This is a genomic window from Mesorhizobium sp. LSHC412B00, assembly GCF_000503035.1.
GTDB lineage: Bacteria > Pseudomonadota > Alphaproteobacteria > Rhizobiales > Rhizobiaceae > Mesorhizobium.
On sequence record NZ_AYWB01000004.1, the window covers coordinates 385,323 to 403,356 of the forward strand.

The window sequence follows — 18,034 nt, forward strand, 5'->3', positions numbered from 1 at the left end:
GTTAAGGGGACCACTCTTTTACTGACGAGGCTTGACGTGGCAAAAAACGAACTTGGCACAAAGCGTGTCGACCCTGAAACGGGCCGAAAATTCTACGACCTGAACAAGGACCCTATCGTCTCGCCCTATACGGGCAAGACGTATCCGCGTTCCTATTTCGAGGACGGCAAGATCGCCGCCCTCGAAGAGGAAGAGGAAGTGGCCGAGAAGGAAGTGGACGCCGAGGAAGAAGAAGGCGTTGAAGTCGTCTCGCTTGAAGAGGCCGACGAAGACGTCAAGGCCGGCGACGAGCTTCCCGACCTGGGCGACGACGAGGACGATGTCGATCTAGGCGACGATGAGGACGATACTTTCCTTGCCGACGAAGAGGAAGAAGACGACGACGTCGCCGACATGATCGGCGTCGGCGACGACGACGACGAAGTCTAGGAACGCTTCGAACGCATGCATTTAGCGGCGTTCACGGGCTATGATGAAAAAGCGGGCCTCGAAGGCTTGATCTTCAGGGAAGGCGGGGTTAGAAGCCGCCTGCACTAAACGGCGCGGTCCTGAAACCCGCGCCGGACCTCTCGTCGGCAACGGCGACGGCTGACTGCCGGAGTGGGGCCATAGCTCAGTTGGGAGAGCGCTTGAATGGCATTCAAGAGGTCGTCGGTTCGATCCCGATTGGCTCCACCAAACAGTCTCTTTCCGACGCTCGGTTTCGCGGCATTCATGCTTGTCGCCTGCCAGTCGGCGCCTGAACCATCATCGCCGCCGCCAGCGCCCGCACCTCAGCCCATGGCCCCTGCCGCGATCTCTGCTCCTGATGGTGCGGCGGTCCTCGATCCATCCGTGCGGGTTATGCCGCCCGGCGAAGACGTCCCGGCCAAATATGTCGCGTTTTCCGGCATATGGGGCGGACAGCTGGACGGGATGTATGACGGCAAGCTCGCCGTGCTGACGATTACGCGCGGCGGCAATGTCACCGCCACCTATGCCTGGGGCGATGTCGCCGACAACAAACCGGGCGTGGCCGACGGCGAAGGCAAGATTTTCGGCAACACGCTGAAACTGCGGCGCCTTCCCAATGGCGCGGACGTCAGCGCGGTCATTCAGGCGGACGGAACGCTGGCCGTCACCTATGGGCTCGCCGACCGAACCTATACGGGCACGTTCACCAAGCAATAATCGCGAGAGCTAATCTTCCGGGGGAGCCACGGCTGGCCCCTTCCCCGATCAGTGCAGGCCGAATTCGCGCAGCAGTTCTTCGCGATAGCGCACGAAGCGGCTCTCGCTGCGCTCGCGCGGGCGTGGCAGGTCGATGTCGATCAACCGCGCCGCGCCGCCTTTCTCCTTGGGCAGGATCAGCACCCGGTCGGCAAGATAGATCGCCTCCTCCAGATCGTGGGTGACCATCACCATGGTGACGTTCTCCTCGCTCCAGATGCGCGCCAGTTCCTCCTGCATGCCGATCTTGGTCATGGCGTCCAGGGCCCCCAGCGGCTCGTCGAGCAGGAGGATCTCGGGCTGCACGGTGAGCGCCCGGGCGATGCCGACGCGCTGCGCCATGCCGCCGGAAAGCTGGCTCGGAAAAGCATCGGCGAATTCGGCAAGGCCGACCAGGGCGACGTAGAAGCGGGCGCGTTCCTCGGCCTGCCTCTTGGGAACACCGCGCACTTCGAGGCCGAACGCGACATTGCCGAGCACGCTCAGCCACGGCAGCAGCCGCGGCTCCTGGAAGATCACGGCACGCTCGGCGCCGACGCCATGCACCGGCTGGCCGTCGATCGCGACACCGCCGCTGTCGGCCGCCTCCAGCCCGGCCAGAATACGCAGCAGCGTGGTCTTGCCGGAGCCGCTGGCGCCGACAATGACCAGGCATTCCCCCGAACGAATGTCGAGGTTGAGCGTCCGCAGCACGGCAAGCTGGCGCCCGCCGAGGCTGAAGGATTTGGACAGGTCGCGGATCGAGACCTCCCCGCCGCGGTTGGAACCGGTCATCTCATCTCTCAGCTATTTCAGAGCTCAGTTGATCTTGGTTTCGCCGGGCCGGTACAGAATGTCGGCGGCTTTCAGCTTGCCCTTGGCCAGACGGCCGTCGCGCTCCAGCACGGCGACCCAGAAGTCGATGTCGCGATCGGTCGCCTGCGCACCTTCGCGCAGACCAAAGCCGGTCCAGTAGCGGGCGAGATCGCCGTTTTCGCCGCGCTTGTCGAGGATAGTGGCCAGCACCTTGCGGGCTTCGTCCGGGTTCTGGCGCGACCAGTCCGAGGCGCGCGCCGACTGTTCGACGAAGTTGCGCGCCGCATCCGGGTTGGCGGCAATGAAGTCGCGCGTGAGTACGACGAAGCCGCCGGCGAGTTCGCCGAGCACCTGGGTGTCGTCGAACACGCCGCGCACGCCGCCGTTGGCGACCAGCGCGCCGGCAAAGGTCGCCTGCCAGTAGCCGAGGCCGGCAATGTCGACCTGGCGCGAGCGCAGCGTCTGCTCAAGCTGCGGGCCGGGCACGACAATGAGGTTGGCGGCGGTCGGCGGCAGGCCGACGCTGTGCAGGGCCTCACGCACCGTATAGTCGAGATGAGCGCCGAGCGTGTTGACCGAGATGGTCTTGCCGGCAATGTCGGCGATCGATTTGATCGGGCTGTCTTCCAGCACGTAGAAGACGCTCTTCACATCCTTGTTGATGCCGTTGCTCGGATACGCCGCGACGAAGTCGTTGCCGCCGGAGATCGAGTTGATCACCGCCGCGGTGGCGGCCGAGCCGATGTCGACGCTGCCGGAAGACAGCGCAAACAGCGATTCCGGTCCACCCGAGGAATAGCCGACATTCTCCAGCTCGACGCCGAGCCCTTTGAAGTAGCCAAGCTCGTCGGCCAGCTCGTGCGGGGAGATGCTGCCACGGCTGGCGAGGTAGCGGAACTTGACGGCTGCGGCTTGCGCAAAGGCCATGCGCGGCAGGCCGGCGGCGATGAGGCCGGCGGCAAGCGGCGCGCCGGCAAGCAGCGAACGGCGGGTGATTTTCATGATCGGGTCCTTCCTGGAGGTAAACGGTGAGGGGCGGACTGCTCAGTTGACAGGATTGCTCCAGCGACAGAGCCGCCGCTGCAGGGTGACCAATGCCTGGTTGGCGATCAGGCCAAGCCCGGCGAGGATGACGATTGCCGCAAACATCAGCGGGATCTGGAAATTGTACTGCGCGTTCATCACCTGGAAGCCGATGCCCTTGTTGGCACCGATCATCTCGGACGCGATCAGCAGCAGCAGCGCCGTGGTGGCGCTCAGCCGCAAGCCGACGAAGATCGACGGCACGGCGCCCGGCAGTACGACGCGGCGAAACACGGTGAGCCGGCTCGCACCATAGACGCGCGCCATTTCAAGCAGCTTGGGATCGACTTCCTTGACGCCGCTGGTGGTGTTGAGCAGCAGCGGAAACAGCGTCGCCCAGAAGATGACGAAGATCTTCGAGGTCTCGCCAAGTCCCAAGAGCAGGATGAACACCGGATAGAGCGCCAGCGCCGACGTCTGCCGGAACACCTGCAGGATCGGATCGAGCGCGGTTTCGACCGGGCGCACCTGGCCCATGAACAGGCCGAGCGGAATGGCAACGGCGACAGCCGCCGCAAAGGCGATGCCGGCGCGTTGCAGGCTGATGGCGATGTCGCCGAGCAGGCTGCCGCCGGCAAGCCCCTTCCAGAGTGCGACGACGATCATGTCGATCGGCGGCAGCACCGCCGCGTTGACCCAGCCGACGCTGCTCGCCACCTGCCAGAGCGCCAGGAAGCCGGCAAGCACGCCGTAGCGCTTCAGGAAGCGAACAGCCGCCTTGCTGCCGAGGTTCAGGAAGTCGGTGCCGAGCCCAGTTTCGCCACCACTGCGGCGAACCGTGATCTGCCGATCGATGTGCTGCAGCGTCATTGCTTCACCCCTTCGATGCCAAGGTCATTCGGCGGCAAGGACGGTCGAGCGGGCGACGGTCCATGGATTTTCCGGGCGCCTGAGGCCGAGATTCTCGCGCAGCGTGCGGCCTTCGTAAGCCGTGCGGAACAGGCCGCGCCGTTGCAGTTCGGGAATGACCAGGTCGACGAAATCGTCGAGCGCGCCGGGCAGCCAAGGCGGCAGGATGTTGAAGCCGTCGGCCGCCTCGCTGGTGAACCATTCCTCCAGCTGATCGGCGACCTGCGTGACGCTGCCGACGATGGTGTAGTGGCCGCGCGCCGTCGCTACCCATTGGTAAAGCTGGCGGATGCTGAAATTGTGCTCGTCGGCAATCTGCCGGATCAGCGCCTGGCGGCTTTTCATGCCTTCGGTTTCCTTGCTCGGCGGCAACGGGCCGTCGAGCGGATAGCCCCTGATGTCGAGCGTCTGGCCGGCCAGCCCGTTGAGGAGCGCAACACCGTCCTCGGGCAGGATAAGGTCGTTAAGCTGTTGGTATTTGGCACGGGCCTCGTCCTCGGTGCGGCCGACGAAGGGCGCGACGCCCGGCATGATCAGCACCTGGTCGGGATCGCGGCCGACTTCAGCCACGCGCGCCTTGATGTCGCGGTAGAATTCCTGCGCCGTCTCGAGCTTCTGATGGGCGGTGAAGATGACCTCGGCCGAGTGCGCGGCAAGCCCACGGCCGTCTTCCGACTGCCCCGCTTGTACGACAACCGGATGTCCTTGCACCGGGCGCGGCACGTTGAGCGGACCCTTGACGCTGAAATGCTCGCCCTTGTGGTCGATGTCGTGCAATCTGTCCTTGTCGTAGAAACGGCCCGACTGCTTGTCGCGGATGAAGGCGTCATCCTCCCAGCTGTCCCACAGCGCCTTGACCGTCTCGACATGCTCATGCGCCCTGGCATAGCGCTCGGCATGGCTGGGCTGGACGTCGCGGTTGAAATTGCGTGCCGTTTCGTCGCCGGCCGAGGTCACCACGTTCCAGCCGGCGCGGCCGTTCGACAACAGGTCGAGCGAAGCGAATTTGCGCGCCAGCGTGTAAGGCTCCTCATAAGTGGTGGACGCCGTTGCGATGAAGCCGAGATGCGTCGTCAGCGGCGCCAGCGCCGCAAACAGCGTCACCGGCTCGAAACCGGCGATCTTGGCATTGCCGCCCTCGCGGGCGCCGAGGCCGACGGTCAGGTTGTCGGCCAGGAAATAGGCGTCGAACAGGCCGCGCTCGGCGGTCAGCGCCAGCTGCTTGTGGAACTCGAAATTGGTGGCGCCGTCGGCTGGCGCATCGGGATGACGCCAGGCGGCGATATGCTGCCCGCCGCCGGGCAGGAAAGCGCCGAGCTTGATCTGCCGCGGCCTGCTATCGGACTTGCTGGCTCGAGTCATTGCAGGCGTCCTTCTGGTCTATGCGGGATGGAATATTGCGTCGCGGATCGTGGTTTCAGGCGGCAAGGACGACGCTGTAGGGCACGCCGGCCACCCGGCATGCCTCGGCGACCGCCTGCCGGGCTCGCGCCTTGACTGCCTCTGACACCAGCACGCCATCTGCAAAGTCCTTGTCCGAGGCGTAGATCGCGGTCGGCAGGGTCTGCGCCTCGAAGAAGCCGAACAACGGCCGCAACTGGTGTTCGACGACAAGCGAATGACGCTCGCCGCCGCCTGTTGCCGCCAGGATGATCGGCTTGCCGCGCAGCGACGACGGGTCGAGCAGGTCGAAGAAGTGCTTGAACAGCCCGGTGTAGCTGCCCTTGAAGGTCGGGGAGCCGACCACCAGCACGTCGGCGCCGAGCAGCTGCTCGATAATACCGCGCGCCGCCGGATCGAGATCGCCAAGCTGTCTTGCAGGCGCAAAGGACGGGCCGAGATCCTCGATGTCGAAAACGCTCAAAGCCGAGCCGGCCCGGCTCGCCACCTCACCGGCGATGTGGCTGACGAATGCCTTCGTCTTGGACGGACGGGTCAGGTTGCCGGACAACCCCACCACCAGCTTTTTTGACATCCGAGGCTCCTTCTCGCAAACGCACTATCCGCATTAAGCCTACCGATTTTGTAGAATTAAATGAGCGAGAAGATTTCAAAACCGGGCTCTGAAGCGAATGGAGTTTGCGGTACATCGCCTTTGGTTGGTTCATTTGGCCCCAAAAGCGCCGCGGCAGATGCTGACGCGGTCGCGCAGGGCATCGCCGGGGACCATGGCCTTGGTCCTTTGCGCACCGATGGGTATCGTTGCGAAACCGTCAAGGGCCGGCGGCATTGACACTGCGTTGTGTGAGTGTCGATTGAACCCGATCGCGTGGGCGACGAAGTAGGCAACTGGAATCAAAGAACAGGATGCGCGCATGAAAAAGATCGGCTTTCTTTCCTTCGGCCATTGGTCGCCCTCGTCGCAATCGCAGACGCGCTCGGCGTCCGACGCGCTGCTGCAGTCGATCGACCTGGCCGTCGCCGCCGAGGAGCTGGGCGCGGACGGCGCCTATTTCCGCGTCCATCATTTTGCCCGCCAGCTCGCTTCGCCGTTTCCGCTTCTGGCCGCGGTCGGCGCCCGCACCAGCCGCATCGAGATCGGCACCGCCGTCATCGACATGCGCTATGAGAATCCGCTGTATATGGCCGAGGATGCGGGTGCTGCCGACCTGATCGCCGGTGGCCGGCTGCAGCTTGGCATCAGCCGCGGTTCGCCGGAGCAGGTGATCGACGGCTGGCGCTACTTCGGTTACGTGCCGCAGGACGGCACAAGCGATGCCGACATGGCACGCAACCATGCCGAGGTGTTCCTTAACGTGCTGCGCGGCGAAGGTTTCGCGCAACCCAATCCGCGGCCGATGTTCCCCAATCCTCCGGGAATGCTGCGGCTCGAGCCATTCTCGGCCGGCCTGCGCGACCGGATCTGGTGGGGCGCCGCTACCAACGCGACCGCCGAATGGGCGGGCAAGCTCGGCATGAACCTGCAAAGTTCGACGCTGAAGTTCGATGAGGGCGGCCAGCCGCTCCACATCCAGCAGGCCGAACAGATCCGCGCCTATCGCGCGGCGTGGAAGGAGGCCGGCCATGCGCGCGAGCCGCGCGTGTCGGTCAGCCGCAGCATCTTTGCGCTGGTGAACGACCGCGACCGCGCCTATTTCGGCGGCGGCAGCAGCGAAGATCATTTCGGCTATATCGAGCCTGAGAAGCTTGCCGTCTTCGGCCGCTCCTATGCCGCGGAGCCCGATGTGCTGATCGATCAGCTGAAAGAGGACGAAGCGATCGCCGAGGCCGACACGCTGCTTCTGACCGTCCCCAACCAGCTCGGCGTCGAGTACAACGCCCACGTCATCGAGGCGATCCTGAAGCACGTCGCGCCGGCTCTCGGCTGGCGCTGACAAGAGGCGCCAGCCGCCGGGGAAACAAAGAGATTGAGCGTTTCGCCGCCAAACGGTGAAACGCTCAAGAGAAGAGATGGCTAAACATCCGCCTTGAAGGTCTGCTTCTGCTGGCCGAGCCCCTCGATGCCCAGTTCCACCACATCGCCAGCCTTCAAGAACACCGGCGGCTTCATGCCCAGCCCAACGCCGGGCGGGGTGCCGGTGGAGATGATGTCGCCAGGATGCAGCGACATGAACTGGCTGAGATAGGAAACGAGATAGGCGACGCCGTAGACCATGGTCCTGGTCGAGCCGTTCTGCATCGTCTTGCCGTTGACCGTCAGCCACATTTTGAGGTTCTGCGGATCGGCAACCTCGTCCTTGGTGACAAGCCACGGCCCGGTCGGACCGAACGTGTCGCAGCTCTTGCCCTTGGTCCACTGGCCCTGGCGCTCGGCCTGGAAGGCTCGCTCGGACACGTCATGGGCAACGGCATAGCCGGCGACATAATCCAGCGCCTCGGCTTCGCTGACATATTTGGCTTTTCTGCCGATGACCACGGCGAGTTCAACCTCCCAGTCGGTCTTTTCCGAACCGCGCGGGATCAGCACGTCATCGTCGGGACCGACAATGGCCGAGCTCGCCTTCATGAAGATGATCGGCTCCGGCGGCACGGTGGCGCCGGTTTCGGCGGCATGGTCGGAATAATTCAGGCCGATGCAGATGAACTTGCCCGTGCCTGCGACGCAGGCGCCGAGGCGCGGCTTGCCGGAAACCGCCGGCAGCGAGTTCGGATCGAGCTTCGACAATGTCTCGAGCGACGCCGGATCGAGCGCCTTGCCGGCAATGTCGGTGACATGACCCGAAAGATCGCGGATCGTTCCATCCGCATCGAGCAGGCCGGGGCGTTCGCTCCCTATCTCGCCATAGCGCAGCAGTTTCATCTTGCTCTCCAAATTGCGGCCCAAGGCCGTTTTCAACTCACTCTGCCAAAGCGACGAGGACTGGCCGACTCTGGCTAACGGATCCGACCTGGGGCAAGCCGGACTTTAGGACTGGTCGACCCGGAACCTGCGTATCGAGACTATGCTCAGATCGACCAGCCGCCGTCGATATTATAGGCCTGCCCCGAGGTGTAAGTGGCGCCGGCGAGGTAGACGGCAAGGTCGGCGATTTCCTCGGGCGTGCCGAGACGGCCCATCGGCTGGCGGGCAATGAAGGCTGCGCGGGCCGCCTCGTAATCGCCCTGCGCATGCATGCGGTCCTGCAGCGACGGGCTCTCGACGGTGCCGGGGCAGATGGCGTTGCAGCGAATGCCCTTGGCGACATAGTCCGCGGCAACCGCCTTGGTGAGACCGATCACGGCCGCCTTGGAGACGCCATAGGCGAGGCGGTTGGGCACGCCCTTGCCGGCGCCGGCGACGGACGACATGTTGATGATCGAGCCATCGCCGCGCTCCAGCATGCCGGTTAGTACCGCCCGAATGGTGCGGATCATGGCGCGGACATTGAGGTTGAAGGCGAAGTCGAGATCGGCATCCTTCATCTCGAGGATGGACCCGGAATGGACGAAGCCGGCGCAGTTGAACAGCACGTCGACGCGGCCGATTTCGGCGAAGCCGGATGCCACCGCATCGTCGTTGAGAACGTCGAGCTTGCGGGTCTTGATGCCGGAGGTCTTGGCGAGTTCGGCCAGCAGCGCCTCGTTGATGTCGGTGGCGTGCACGATGGCACCTGCCTTGGCGAAGGCCAATGCGCTCGCTCTGCCGATGCCTTGTGCCGCCGCGGTGACGACAACGACCTTGCCTGCTAGATCCGCCATGCGTTTCTCCTCGCCCTCTTTGGCCACTGCTCGGCCCGATTTACTGCCGGCTGACTGGGGCGTCCTGTGCCAGACAGGCGCGACTATGCGGCCTGCACAATCCATCAGTCCTTAAATAACAAATGTTTTTTCTGGTTAAAGAACACATGTCCAAGCGTCAAGCCCGAACGCGATCACCTTCGCGACGGCTGATGTAATGCACATCGCTTGCTCTGATGCAACAACATGTATGACAACCGGACAACGAGTCACGCTGCCATGGTTCACTCAAGCACAGCGCGCTTCGGCGGCATTAGTCGCCGTATGGCACCCAGACGTTCTTCACTTCGACGGCGCGGCGCAGCAGGGCATCGCCGGCGGCCTCGTCGGAGGCCCAGTCGAGGCTGCGGCCGTTGCCGGTCCAGACGCGCTTGAGATTGCCGACGGAATCGGCCTCCGCCCTCGCGCAAGTGTCGGCGTCGGCGAACAGCCAGAGCCCGTCGACATCGTCATGCTTGGCCAGCACGCCGGCAAGCTCCGCCGTGCGGCCGGTGACGATGTTGATGGCGCCGGCCGGAACGTCGGAATATTCGATCACCTGGTAGAGATCGGTGGCGAGCAGCGGGTATTTTTCCGACGGCACGGCCACCACGGTATTGCCCATGGCAAGCGCAGGTGCGGTCAGGGAGATGAAGCCAAGCAGCGGCGCGCTGTCCGGGGCGACGATGCCGAGGACGCCGACCGGCTCGTGCAAAGCGAGCGTGACGGCGCGGGCCGGTGGCTGATGCACCCTGCCCTCATACTTGTCGGCAAGGCCGGCATAGAGGAACAGGCGCTCGATCGATTGTTCCACTTCCTCCCGCGCGGCCTTGGCGTTGGCGCCGGTCAGTTCGGTCAAGCGTGCGGTAAATTCGCCGGTGCGGCCGGACAGGTTTTCGGCGAGATAATAGAGCACCTGGGAACGATTGTAGGCGGTCGCCTCCGGCCACGCCTTGCAGGCGCGGGCGGCGGCAACGGCGTCGCGGATGTCCTTGCGGCTGCCGAGACCGACTTCGCCGGCGAGCTTGCCCTTGGCAGTGGCTATCGCCAGCGAATAATTGCCGTCGGGCCGCACCTGCTTGCCGCCGATGAACAGCTTTGCGGTACGATCGATGGCGCCGCCATCCGATTGCTCGACCGGCTGCGCCGAAGACGCCGTCGGCTTGATCACGGGACCAAGCGGCAGCTTTGCCGAGAGATACTCGAACATGCCCTCGCGCCCGCCCTCGCGGCCAAAGCCGCTTTCGCGATAGCCGCCGAAGCCGCAGGCGGCGTCGAACATGTTGGTGCCGTTCACCCAAACGACGCCGGCCTTCAATTGCGGCGCGACATGCAGCGCGAGGTTGATGTTTTCGCTCCACACCGAGGCGGCCAGCCCATAGCGCGTGTTGTTGGCAAGCTCGATCGCTTCCTCGGTGTTGCGGAAGGTCATGGTGGCCAGAACCGGACCGAACACCTCTTCCTGCGCCAATATATTTGCCGGCGAAACACCGGTGGCGAGCGTCGGCAGGTGGTAGTAGCCGGAAGACGGCAGCACCGCGTCGGGCTGCCAGCAGACGGCGCCCTGTCTGGCGCCTTCGGCGACCAGACCCTTGACGCGGTCGAGCTGTGTGCCGTCGACCAGCGGTCCGATATCGGTGTTCTTGTCGAGCGGGCTGCCGACGCGAAGCCGGCTCATCCTGACCTTGACCTTGGCGATCAAGGCATCGGCAATGCCTTCCTGCACCAGAAGCCGTGACCCGGCGCAGCAGACCTGGCCCTGGTTGAACCAGATGCCGTCGACCAGTCCTTCGACGGCGCTGTCGAGATCGGCGTCCTCGAAGACGATGAAGGCCGACTTGCCGCCGAGCTCCAGAGACAGCTTCTTGCCCGATCCGGCCGTGGCTTTCCTGATGATCTTGCCGACCTCCGAAGAGCCGGTGAAGGCGATCTTCTGGATGCCGGGATGGTTGACGATGGCGACGCCCGCTTCCGGCCCGCCCTGGACGATGTTGACGACGCCCTTCGGCACGCCGGCGCGCTCGCAGATCTCGGCGAACAGGATGGCCGTGAGCGGGGTGAATTCGGCCGGCTTCAGCACCACCGTGCAGCCGGCGGCGAGGGCCGGCGCAATCTTCCAGGCCAGCATCAGCAGCGGGAAATTCCATGGGATGATCTGGCCGACGACACCGACGCCCTTGTGGCCGGAGAAATCCATGTCGAGCGCCTGCGCCCATCCGGCATGATGGATGAAATGGCGGATGGCCAGCGGCACGTCGATGTCGCGGCTTTCGCGGATCGGCTTGCCGTTGTCGATTGACTCAAGCACTGCGAACAGGCGCTGATGACGCTGCATCGCGCGGCCGATGGCGTAAAGCACCTTGGCGCGCTGGTAGCCGGAGGACGCCGACCATTTCGGTAAGGCCTTGGTGGCTGCGGCGACGGCTGCGTCGATATCGGCGGCGCTGGCATCGGAGATCTTGGCCAGCAGCTTGCCGGATGAGGGTTCGCTGGTCTCGAAGGTCTTGCCGCCGCTTGCTGCCTTCCAGCCGCCGTCGATGAACAGCGCCTTGCCGAAATCGCGTCCGGCAAGCCAGGCATCGGCCTCGGTGCGGGCTTCCGGCGCTGGGCCGTATTCCATGGCGTGATAGCGTTCGAGAATGTTCATGACGCGCTCCAGATAATCGTCTTGGCAGGCGCTCTGTGGCGCCCCCCTCTGTCCTGCCGGACATCTCCCCCACAAGGAGGGAGATTAGCCTTCGCGCCTGTCGGCTCTGAAACGTCGACAATTGGCGAAATCGTCGACGTTAGCCAATCTCCCCCCAAGTGGGGGAGATGTCCGGCAGGACAGAGGGAGGCGCGAAGGAACTCGACGTTCAAGGCCTTCTCCGCCTCACGCCATCGCGTGGCGGTGATTGGCCGAATAATGCCCGGTCAGATGGTGCTCGAGCTGGCGCTCGATGTCGGTGAGCAGGCTCGAGGCGCCGAAGCGGAACAGGTCTGGCTCCAGCCAGGGCCGGCCGAGCTCCTCCTTCATCAGCACCAGCCAGTCGAGCGAGGCCTTGGCGGTAGAGATGCCGCCGGCCGGCTTGAAGCCGATGAGAAAGCCGGTCTCCTCGAAATAGGCTCGGATGGCGCGCACCATGGCAAGGCCGACGGGCAGCGTGGCGTTGACGCTTTCCTTGCCGGTCGAGGTCTTGATGAAATCGGCGCCCGCCATCATCGCCACCATCGAGGCCAGCATGACATTGCGCAGCGTGGCGAGGTCGCCGGTGCCGAGGATAACCTTGAGATGCGCATCGCCGCAGGCTTCGCGCATCGAGACGATCTCGTTGTAGAGCTCCTGCCACTTGGCGCCGAAGACCAGGCCGCGCGGGATGACGACGTCGATCTCGTCCGCGCCGTCGCGCACCGATGCCTCGATCTCCTGCAGGCGGGTCGACAGCGGCGCAAGGCCGTGCGGGAAAGCGGTGGAGACGGCGGCGACATGGATGCCGGTGCCGCGCACGGCATCAACAGCCGTCGCGACGAATGGATGATAGACGCAGACCGCCGCCGGGCGGATTTTTTCGCCCTCGATGCCAAGCCCCTCGACGATGTCGCGGCGGAACGGGTTGATCGCCTTGGCGCACAGGCGGCGGACGCGCTCTTCGGTGTCGTTGGAATTCAGCGTCGTCAAATCCATGCAGGAGACGGCGCGCAGCAGCCATGCCGCCTGGTTGTCGGCCTTGATCGAACGACGCTTGGTCAGGCTGGCGACGCGGCGCTCCAGCGCCGAGCGATTGACCGAGCGCACCGATTCCATGAAGCCGAGATCGAGCCGCATGCCGGTGTTGCGGGCGATGCCATGCGATTGCGGAACGGGCGTGTTGGCTGCGGCACGCGCCGGCAGCGGCGTGACCTTGGACCCGCCGAGATCGGCTTCGCGGATTGTGCTGCTCATCTCCTGCCCTTTCGCTCGACGATTTTACGTCGTGGTGCGTGTCGTTGCTCCCGGACCGCACGGCGGCTTTAGGCGACGCACACCGAAGATAGCCCGTGAAGCATCGCTTCACGAGTCCTTCAAGCGGTCATAGCGGAAAAAGGCGGCGAAAGCAGCTGAATTTTGACCGCATGGTCAAAATTCCAATCGAGAAGCAGGCGCCGAGGCGCCTGCTTATGTCAGCCGACGAAAGCGCGCTCGACGACGAAGGTCGAGGGATGGCTGAGCGAGCCCTCATGGAAGCCGAGGCTTTCGGCCATTTCCTTGACGTCCTTCAGCATATGCATCGAGCCGCAGATCATGATGCGATCCGTCTCCGGATTGAGCTTCTCGATGCCGAGGTCGTCGTAGAATTTGCCGGAGCCGATCAGCGCGGTGATGCGGCCCATGCGCGCCGACTCTTCGCGGGTCGTCGAATTGTAGAGGGTGACGCGGCCGCCGGTCAGTTCGCCGATCAGGGGATCGTTCTCGAGCGCGGCCACCAGTTCCTGGCCATAGGTCAGTTCGGCATTGTCGCGGCAGGTGTGGGTCAGGATGACCTGATTGAATTTTTCGTAGGTATCGGGGTCGCGCAGAAGGCTGGCGAAGGGCGCGATGCCGGTGCCGGTCGAGATCATGAACAGGCGCTTTGCCGGGGTCAGCGCGTCGACAACCAGCGTGCCGGTCGACTTCTGGCGCATGATGACGGTGTCGCCGACCTGGATCTTCTGCAGTTCGGAGGTCAGCGGACCATCCGGCACCTTGATCGAGAAGAATTCCAGCTCCTCGTCCCAGGCCGGGCTGGCGACCGAATAGGCGCGGTACACCGGCTTTTCGGCATTGGGCAGACCGATCATGACGAACTCGCCGGAGCGGAAGCGCAGCGAATGCGGACGGGTGATGCGGAACGAGAACAGGCGGTCGGTGTAATGCTTCACCGAGACGACGGTTTCGGCATAGACATTGGCCGGAATCGGAAACTGCAGCGGACGGGCGCCGGCTGTGTTGAGTGCGGATGTGGTGTTCATCAAATCCAACTCTGTCTTGCCCACGCCTGTGCGGGCGCCAAACCGTTTCCTGCGCGCCCAGACCATTCAGGTCCCGGCGAGCCGTTCACACACTCCAAAGCAGTGAGCTCTTGTGTCCCAAATTTATTAGTATACAAACGATATTTGTGTCAAGATACCACGCTAAAACAGCTTTCCAAACTGCGGCATATTCGTAGTTCCGCCATTTCGGATTTCGACAATGAAAGAGAATTTTTCGGTGCAACAACCGGATTCCCTGGGTCACGTCGTTGCCGGCATCGATGTTGGCGGAACCTTCACCGACCTCATTTTGATCGACGGAAATGACGGCGGAAAGGTGCATATCGCCAAGACGCCGACGACGGTCGACAATCAGGCGTTCGGCGTGGTTTCAGCGCTCGGCGCCACCGGCTTTGCCATAGACGGCATCGACCTCATCGTGCATGGCACGACCACCACCACCAATGCGGTTCTGGAACGCCGGCTGGCGAAAACCGGCATGATCACCACGCGCGGTTTTCGCGACGTGATCGAGTTGGGACGGCGCACACGGCCGCAGCCCTATGGCATGACCGGCACCTTCGTTCCGATCATCCCGCGCGATCTCCGGCTCGAAGTCTCGGAGCGCGTCGAAGCATCCGGCGCGGTGCGCACCCCGCTCGATGAGACCGAGATGCGCGACGCCGTGAAGACGCTGATCGTGGCCGGCTGCGAGTCCCTGGTCATCCATTTCCTGCATTCCTACGCCAACCCTTCGCATGAGCGGCGCGCGGCCGAAATCGCCGCCGAGCTTTGGCCGAACGGCTACATCACGACTGGCCATGCGCTGCTGTCGGAAGCCCGCGAATTCGAGCGCGGCGTGACCGCCGCGGTCAACGCCTCGGTGCAGCCGATCCTCGAGCGTTATGTCGAGCGGCTGCGCAAGGAATTGGCCGCCAAAGGTTACGCCCGCGACTTCCTGATCATGAACGGCAATGGCGGCATGATCTCGGCCCGTTTCGTCACCAGGGAATCGGCCAAGACCGTGATGTCCGGACCAGCCTCGGGTGTCATCGCCGCCGCCTATACGGGCAAGCGCGCCGGCTTTGAAAACCTCGTCACCTACGACATGGGCGGCACCTCGACCGATGTGGCGCTGATCCGCAATGCGGAGCCCGCCGTCTCGAACGAGATCGAGATCGAATATGCGATGCCGATCCACGTGCCGATGGTGGCGGTGCATACGGTCGGTGCCGGCGGCGGCTCCATCGCCCGGGTCGATGCGGCCGGGCTGATCCAGATCGGCCCGGAAAGTGCCGGCGCCAATCCCGGCCCGATCTGCTACGGTCGTGGTGGAGCCGAGCCGACCATCACCGACGCCAATCTGGTGCTGGGCCGGCTGGCGCCGAAGAAGCTGCTGGCGGTCGAAAATCCGGTCACCGTCGAGCGGGTCACCGGGATCTTCGAAGACAGAATAGGCAAGGCCGCCGGCCTCTCCGGCGTCGAAGCGGCGGGCGCGGNCCATCCGCATGGTCTCGGTGTCGCGCGGCCATGATCCGCGCGATTTCGCGCTGTTCGCCTTCGGTGGCGCCGGGCCGTTGCATGCCTCCGCCCTGGCGCGCGAACTCGGCCTGCCCCGTGTGCTGGTGCCGGCGCGTCCGGGCATCACCAATGCGCTCGGCTGCGTCGTGGCCGATCTGCGCCATGACTTCGTCAACACCATCAACCAGCCGGTCGCCGTGCTCGATGAAGCCAGGCTTCGCGAGGTGCTGGAACGTCACCGCGGGGAAGGCGAGGAACTGATCGGCAAGGAAGCGGTGAAGCCGGAAACGATCCGCGTCACGCACTCTGCCGACATGCAGTTCGTCGGCCAAACCCACATCATCAACGTGGCGCTGCCGTCTTCATCGGTGACAAGGCAAGAGTTGCAGGCGCTGTTCGAAAAGGCCTATTTCGCCCGCTTCAAGGTCGAGTTGCCGGAGATCCGCGCCAATCTGGTCAACCTCAACACGTCGGTGACGGGCGTGCGGCCGGCAATCGACCTGTCACGGCTGATCGACCCGGCCGGACGTACAAAGACGCTTGACGAGGCACGGCGCGAGATCAGGCCGGTCTGGTATGCCGGACGCTGGCACGATACGCCGATCTATGCGCGTGAAAAGCTGCCGCTCGATGCCGTCATCGAAGGGCCGGCGATCCTCGAACAGATGGATGCGACCACCGTGCTCGAACCCGGCGACCGCGCAAGATCGGACGCCGACGGCAACATCATCATCGATATCGGCGAGGCCTGAGATGCAAAAGCTCGACGCCATCACGCTTTCGGTTCTGCAGGCTGCCCTCCAGCAGGTCTGCGACGAGATGGATCTCACTTTCTCCCGCGCGGCCTTCTCGCCGGTCATCGCCGAAGCCAATGACCGCTCCGACGGCATCTACTCGGCCGTCGACGGCTCGCTGATCGCACAAGGCAGCCAGGGCCTGCCGGTGTTCGTCGGCGTCATGCAGTATTCGACCAAAACGGTGATCGAGATGATCGCCGACGGCCGCTGCCTGCCCCCGGAACCCGGCGACATCTACATCGTCAACGATCCCTATCTCGGCGGCACGCATCTGATGGATGTGCGCTTCGCCATGCCGGTCTATCGCGACGGCAAGATATTTTGCTGGCTATCGAATACCGGCCACTGGCCCGATATCGGTGGCTCGGTGCCGGGCGGCTTCTCCGCCTCCGCCACAGCCGTCGAGCAGGAAGGCCTGCGGCTGCCGCCGGTCAAGCTGTTCAAGAAGGGCGTGCTCGACACCGAAATCTACGCCATCATCTGCTCCAACATCCGCGTCGCCGACCAGCGCATCGGCGATATAAGGGCGCAAGCCGCGGCACTGCTGATCGGTCAGGACCGGCTCAATGGAATCCTCGATCGTTACGGGGACGAAACCGTCGTCGGGGCGATCGCCGAACTGCGTCGCCGCGCCGCCGAGCAGATGCGCGCCAACATCTCCGCCATTCCAGACGGCACATACAGTTCGAAGGCCTTTGTCGACTCGGACGGCGTGGTCAACGAGCCGCTGACCATCGCGCTCGCGGTGGAGAAGAAGGGCGATACGCTGACCTTCGATTTCACAGGTTCGTCAAAACCCTGTGCCGGGCCGATGAACAGCGTGCTGGCGACGACATTGTCGTCGGTCTATCTCGCCATGCGCCATATTTTCCCTGATGTGCCGATCAGCGCCGGCGCTTTCGAGCCGCTGATCGTCAAGCGGCCGGAAGGCACGTTCCTCGACGCCAAATACCCGCGTCCCGTCTCCGGCTGCGCGGCTGAAGTCTCGCAGCGCATCGCCGAGGCGGTGTTCGCGGCGATGGTGCAGGCGCTGCCGGAAAAGGTGACGGCCGCACCCGCCGGCTCCAGCGGCAATTTCGCGCTCGGCGGCAACGATCCGGCACGTGGCCGCGACTATGTCATGTATCAGATCTCCGGCGGCGGCTATGGCGGCAATTCAGGCCATGACGGCCTGACCAATGGCTGCTCGACCATCGGGATTTCGAAATCGCCGCCGGTCGAGATCATGGAGCAGGCATTTCCGGTTCTCTACCGCCACTATGCCTTGCGCGAAGGCTCGGGCGGCGCCGGCAAGCAGCGCGGCGGTTTTGGCCTCGCCTATGAGGTCGAGATATTGCGAGGCGAGGCGCGCGCGTCCTTCGTCATGGACCATGGCCGTTTCGGCCCGCAAGGCGCGCTCGGCGGCAAGGACGGCGCGGTGAACACGGTGACCGTGTTCCGCGGCGGCGAAGCCCACGTACCGCCGCATCTGTCCAAGGAACAGGACATCGCGCTCAAGGCCGGCGACCGCGTGCGCGTCGGCACGCCGGGCGGCGGCGGCTATGGCGATCCGCGTCAGCGCGATCCGAAACTGGTCGCCGAGGATGTCCGGCTTGGTTACTACACCGATGAACAAGCCAAAGAGCTGTTCGGAACCTGAGAGCCGACAAGCCCGA

The 18,034-nt window shown here is 64.2% G+C and carries 15 protein-coding genes, 1 tRNA gene and 1 pseudogene; 7 read left to right on the plus strand and 10 right to left on the minus strand.

The window, feature by feature from the left end:
- The first annotated feature begins 36 nt into the window (after positions 1-36).
- The 3 genes from X757_RS154115 to X757_RS0133760 all read left to right on the plus strand — a co-directional run bounded on the left by X757_RS154115 (position 37) and on the right by X757_RS0133760 (position 1,170).
- Positions 37-429, plus strand: a complete 393-nt coding sequence (locus X757_RS154115) for a TIGR02300 family protein (RefSeq protein ID WP_023683538.1) — start codon at positions 37-39, stop codon at positions 427-429.
- A gap of 173 nt (positions 430-602) precedes the next feature.
- A tRNA-Ala gene (locus X757_RS154110) sits at positions 603-678 on the plus strand.
- A gap of 102 nt (positions 679-780) precedes the next feature.
- Positions 781-1,170, plus strand: coding sequence for a hypothetical protein (locus X757_RS0133760; protein ID WP_245275050.1), 390 nt, complete (start codon positions 781-783; stop codon positions 1,168-1,170).
- A gap of 48 nt (positions 1,171-1,218) precedes the next feature.
- On the opposite strand, the gene X757_RS154105 is transcribed toward X757_RS0133760, so the two are convergent.
- The 5 genes from X757_RS154105 to msuE are packed head-to-tail and all read right to left on the minus strand — an operon-like array spanning position 1,219 to position 5,911.
- Entirely contained in the window at positions 1,219-1,983 is a 765-nt protein-coding gene (locus tag X757_RS154105; RefSeq protein WP_023683542.1) for an ABC transporter ATP-binding protein, read from the minus strand.
- 24 nt (positions 1,984-2,007) lie between these two features.
- Positions 2,008-3,006: an ABC transporter substrate-binding protein gene (locus X757_RS154100; protein ID WP_023725959.1), complete on the minus strand. Its 999-nt coding sequence runs from the start codon at positions 3,004-3,006 to the stop codon at positions 2,008-2,010.
- 42 nt (positions 3,007-3,048) lie between these two features.
- Positions 3,049-3,897, minus strand: coding sequence for an ABC transporter permease (locus X757_RS154095; RefSeq protein ID WP_023711343.1), 849 nt, complete (start codon positions 3,895-3,897; stop codon positions 3,049-3,051).
- Positions 3,898-3,921: 24 nt separating this feature from the next.
- Positions 3,922-5,298 (minus strand): LLM class flavin-dependent oxidoreductase, encoded by a 1,377-nt coding sequence (locus X757_RS154090; protein WP_023683544.1) that lies wholly within the window; start codon positions 5,296-5,298, stop codon positions 3,922-3,924.
- A gap of 55 nt (positions 5,299-5,353) precedes the next feature.
- Positions 5,354-5,911 carry an FMN reductase gene (gene msuE / locus X757_RS154085; RefSeq protein ID WP_023683545.1) on the minus strand — a complete coding sequence of 186 codons (558 nt, stop codon included), beginning with the start codon at positions 5,909-5,911 and terminating at the stop codon, positions 5,354-5,356.
- Positions 5,912-5,971: 60 nt separating this feature from the next.
- Here msuE and X757_RS1000000167910 point away from each other — a divergent pair, with 60 nt between their 5' ends.
- Together X757_RS1000000167910 and X757_RS154080 are read left to right on the plus strand one after the other, a co-directional pair.
- The gene (locus X757_RS1000000167910) at positions 5,972-6,169 is read left to right on the plus strand and encodes a hypothetical protein (protein WP_155923261.1); all 198 of its coding nucleotides are present in this window, start codon (positions 5,972-5,974) and stop codon (positions 6,167-6,169) included.
- Positions 6,170-6,251: 82 nt separating this feature from the next.
- Positions 6,252-7,271, plus strand: coding sequence for an LLM class flavin-dependent oxidoreductase (locus X757_RS154080; RefSeq protein WP_023725960.1), 1,020 nt, complete (start codon positions 6,252-6,254; stop codon positions 7,269-7,271).
- Positions 7,272-7,351: 80 nt separating this feature from the next.
- Here the strand turns inward: X757_RS154080 and X757_RS154075 are convergent, their stop codons facing one another.
- The 5 genes from X757_RS154075 to X757_RS154055 form a co-directional block, all read right to left on the minus strand.
- Positions 7,352-8,197, minus strand: coding sequence for a fumarylacetoacetate hydrolase family protein (locus X757_RS154075; protein WP_023671304.1), 846 nt, complete (start codon positions 8,195-8,197; stop codon positions 7,352-7,354).
- A gap of 146 nt (positions 8,198-8,343) precedes the next feature.
- The gene (locus tag X757_RS154070) at positions 8,344-9,075 is read right to left on the minus strand and encodes an SDR family oxidoreductase (RefSeq protein WP_023725961.1); all 732 of its coding nucleotides are present in this window, start codon (positions 9,073-9,075) and stop codon (positions 8,344-8,346) included.
- Positions 9,076-9,367: 292 nt separating this feature from the next.
- Complete coding sequence (locus tag X757_RS154065) at positions 9,368-11,740, minus strand: aldehyde dehydrogenase family protein (RefSeq protein WP_023725962.1); 2,373 nt, start codon at positions 11,738-11,740, stop codon at positions 9,368-9,370.
- 225 nt (positions 11,741-11,965) lie between these two features.
- Positions 11,966-13,015 carry a deoxyribose-phosphate aldolase gene (gene deoC, locus X757_RS154060; RefSeq protein WP_023689207.1) on the minus strand — a complete coding sequence of 350 codons (1,050 nt, stop codon included), beginning with the start codon at positions 13,013-13,015 and terminating at the stop codon, positions 11,966-11,968.
- A 218-nt stretch (positions 13,016-13,233) separates the two neighbouring features.
- A complete protein-coding gene (locus X757_RS154055) occupies positions 13,234-14,061 on the minus strand; it encodes a ferredoxin--NADP reductase (RefSeq protein WP_023689206.1) in 828 nt (275 codons plus the stop codon).
- Between the two features lie 220 nt (positions 14,062-14,281).
- Between X757_RS154055 and X757_RS01000000164700 the strand changes: the two are divergent.
- Together X757_RS01000000164700 and X757_RS154050 are read left to right on the plus strand one after the other, a co-directional pair.
- A pseudogene (locus tag X757_RS01000000164700) lies at positions 14,282-16,334 on the plus strand (hydantoinase/oxoprolinase family protein).
- 1 nt (position 16,335) lies between these two features.
- The gene (locus X757_RS154050) at positions 16,336-18,018 is read left to right on the plus strand and encodes a hydantoinase B/oxoprolinase family protein (protein ID WP_023725963.1); all 1,683 of its coding nucleotides are present in this window, start codon (positions 16,336-16,338) and stop codon (positions 18,016-18,018) included.
- Positions 18,019-18,034: the final 16 nt, after the last annotated feature.

What these genes read in the sequence shown, in the direction of transcription:
- X757_RS154095 (WP_023711343.1), bottom strand. Translation starts at nt 3,897, where the DNA reads ATGACGCTGCAGCACATCGATCGGCAGATCACGGTTCGCCGCAGTGGT.
- X757_RS154075 (WP_023671304.1), bottom strand. Translation starts at nt 8,197, where the DNA reads ATGAAACTGCTGCGCTATGGCGAGATAGGGAGCGAACGCCCCGGCCTG.
- X757_RS154090 (WP_023683544.1), bottom strand. Translation starts at nt 5,298, where the DNA reads ATGACTCGAGCCAGCAAGTCCGATAGCAGGCCGCGGCAGATCAAGCTC.
- X757_RS0133760 (WP_245275050.1), top strand. Translation starts at nt 781, where the DNA reads ATGGCCCCTGCCGCGATCTCTGCTCCTGATGGTGCGGCGGTCCTCGAT.
- X757_RS154065 (WP_023725962.1), bottom strand. Translation starts at nt 11,740, where the DNA reads ATGAACATTCTCGAACGCTATCACGCCATGGAATACGGCCCAGCGCCG.
- X757_RS154055 (WP_023689206.1), bottom strand. Translation starts at nt 14,061, where the DNA reads ATGAACACCACATCCGCACTCAACACAGCCGGCGCCCGTCCGCTGCAG.
- X757_RS154080 (WP_023725960.1), top strand. Translation starts at nt 6,252, where the DNA reads ATGAAAAAGATCGGCTTTCTTTCCTTCGGCCATTGGTCGCCCTCGTCG.
- X757_RS154050 (WP_023725963.1), top strand. Translation starts at nt 16,336, where the DNA reads ATGCAAAAGCTCGACGCCATCACGCTTTCGGTTCTGCAGGCTGCCCTC.
- X757_RS1000000167910 (WP_155923261.1), top strand. Translation starts at nt 5,972, where the DNA reads ATGAGCGAGAAGATTTCAAAACCGGGCTCTGAAGCGAATGGAGTTTGC.
- deoC (WP_023689207.1), bottom strand. Translation starts at nt 13,015, where the DNA reads ATGAGCAGCACAATCCGCGAAGCCGATCTCGGCGGGTCCAAGGTCACG.
- X757_RS154070 (WP_023725961.1), bottom strand. Translation starts at nt 9,075, where the DNA reads ATGGCGGATCTAGCAGGCAAGGTCGTTGTCGTCACCGCGGCGGCACAA.
- msuE (WP_023683545.1), bottom strand. Translation starts at nt 5,911, where the DNA reads ATGTCAAAAAAGCTGGTGGTGGGGTTGTCCGGCAACCTGACCCGTCCG.
- X757_RS154105 (WP_023683542.1), bottom strand. Translation starts at nt 1,983, where the DNA reads ATGACCGGTTCCAACCGCGGCGGGGAGGTCTCGATCCGCGACCTGTCC.
- X757_RS154100 (WP_023725959.1), bottom strand. Translation starts at nt 3,006, where the DNA reads ATGAAAATCACCCGCCGTTCGCTGCTTGCCGGCGCGCCGCTTGCCGCC.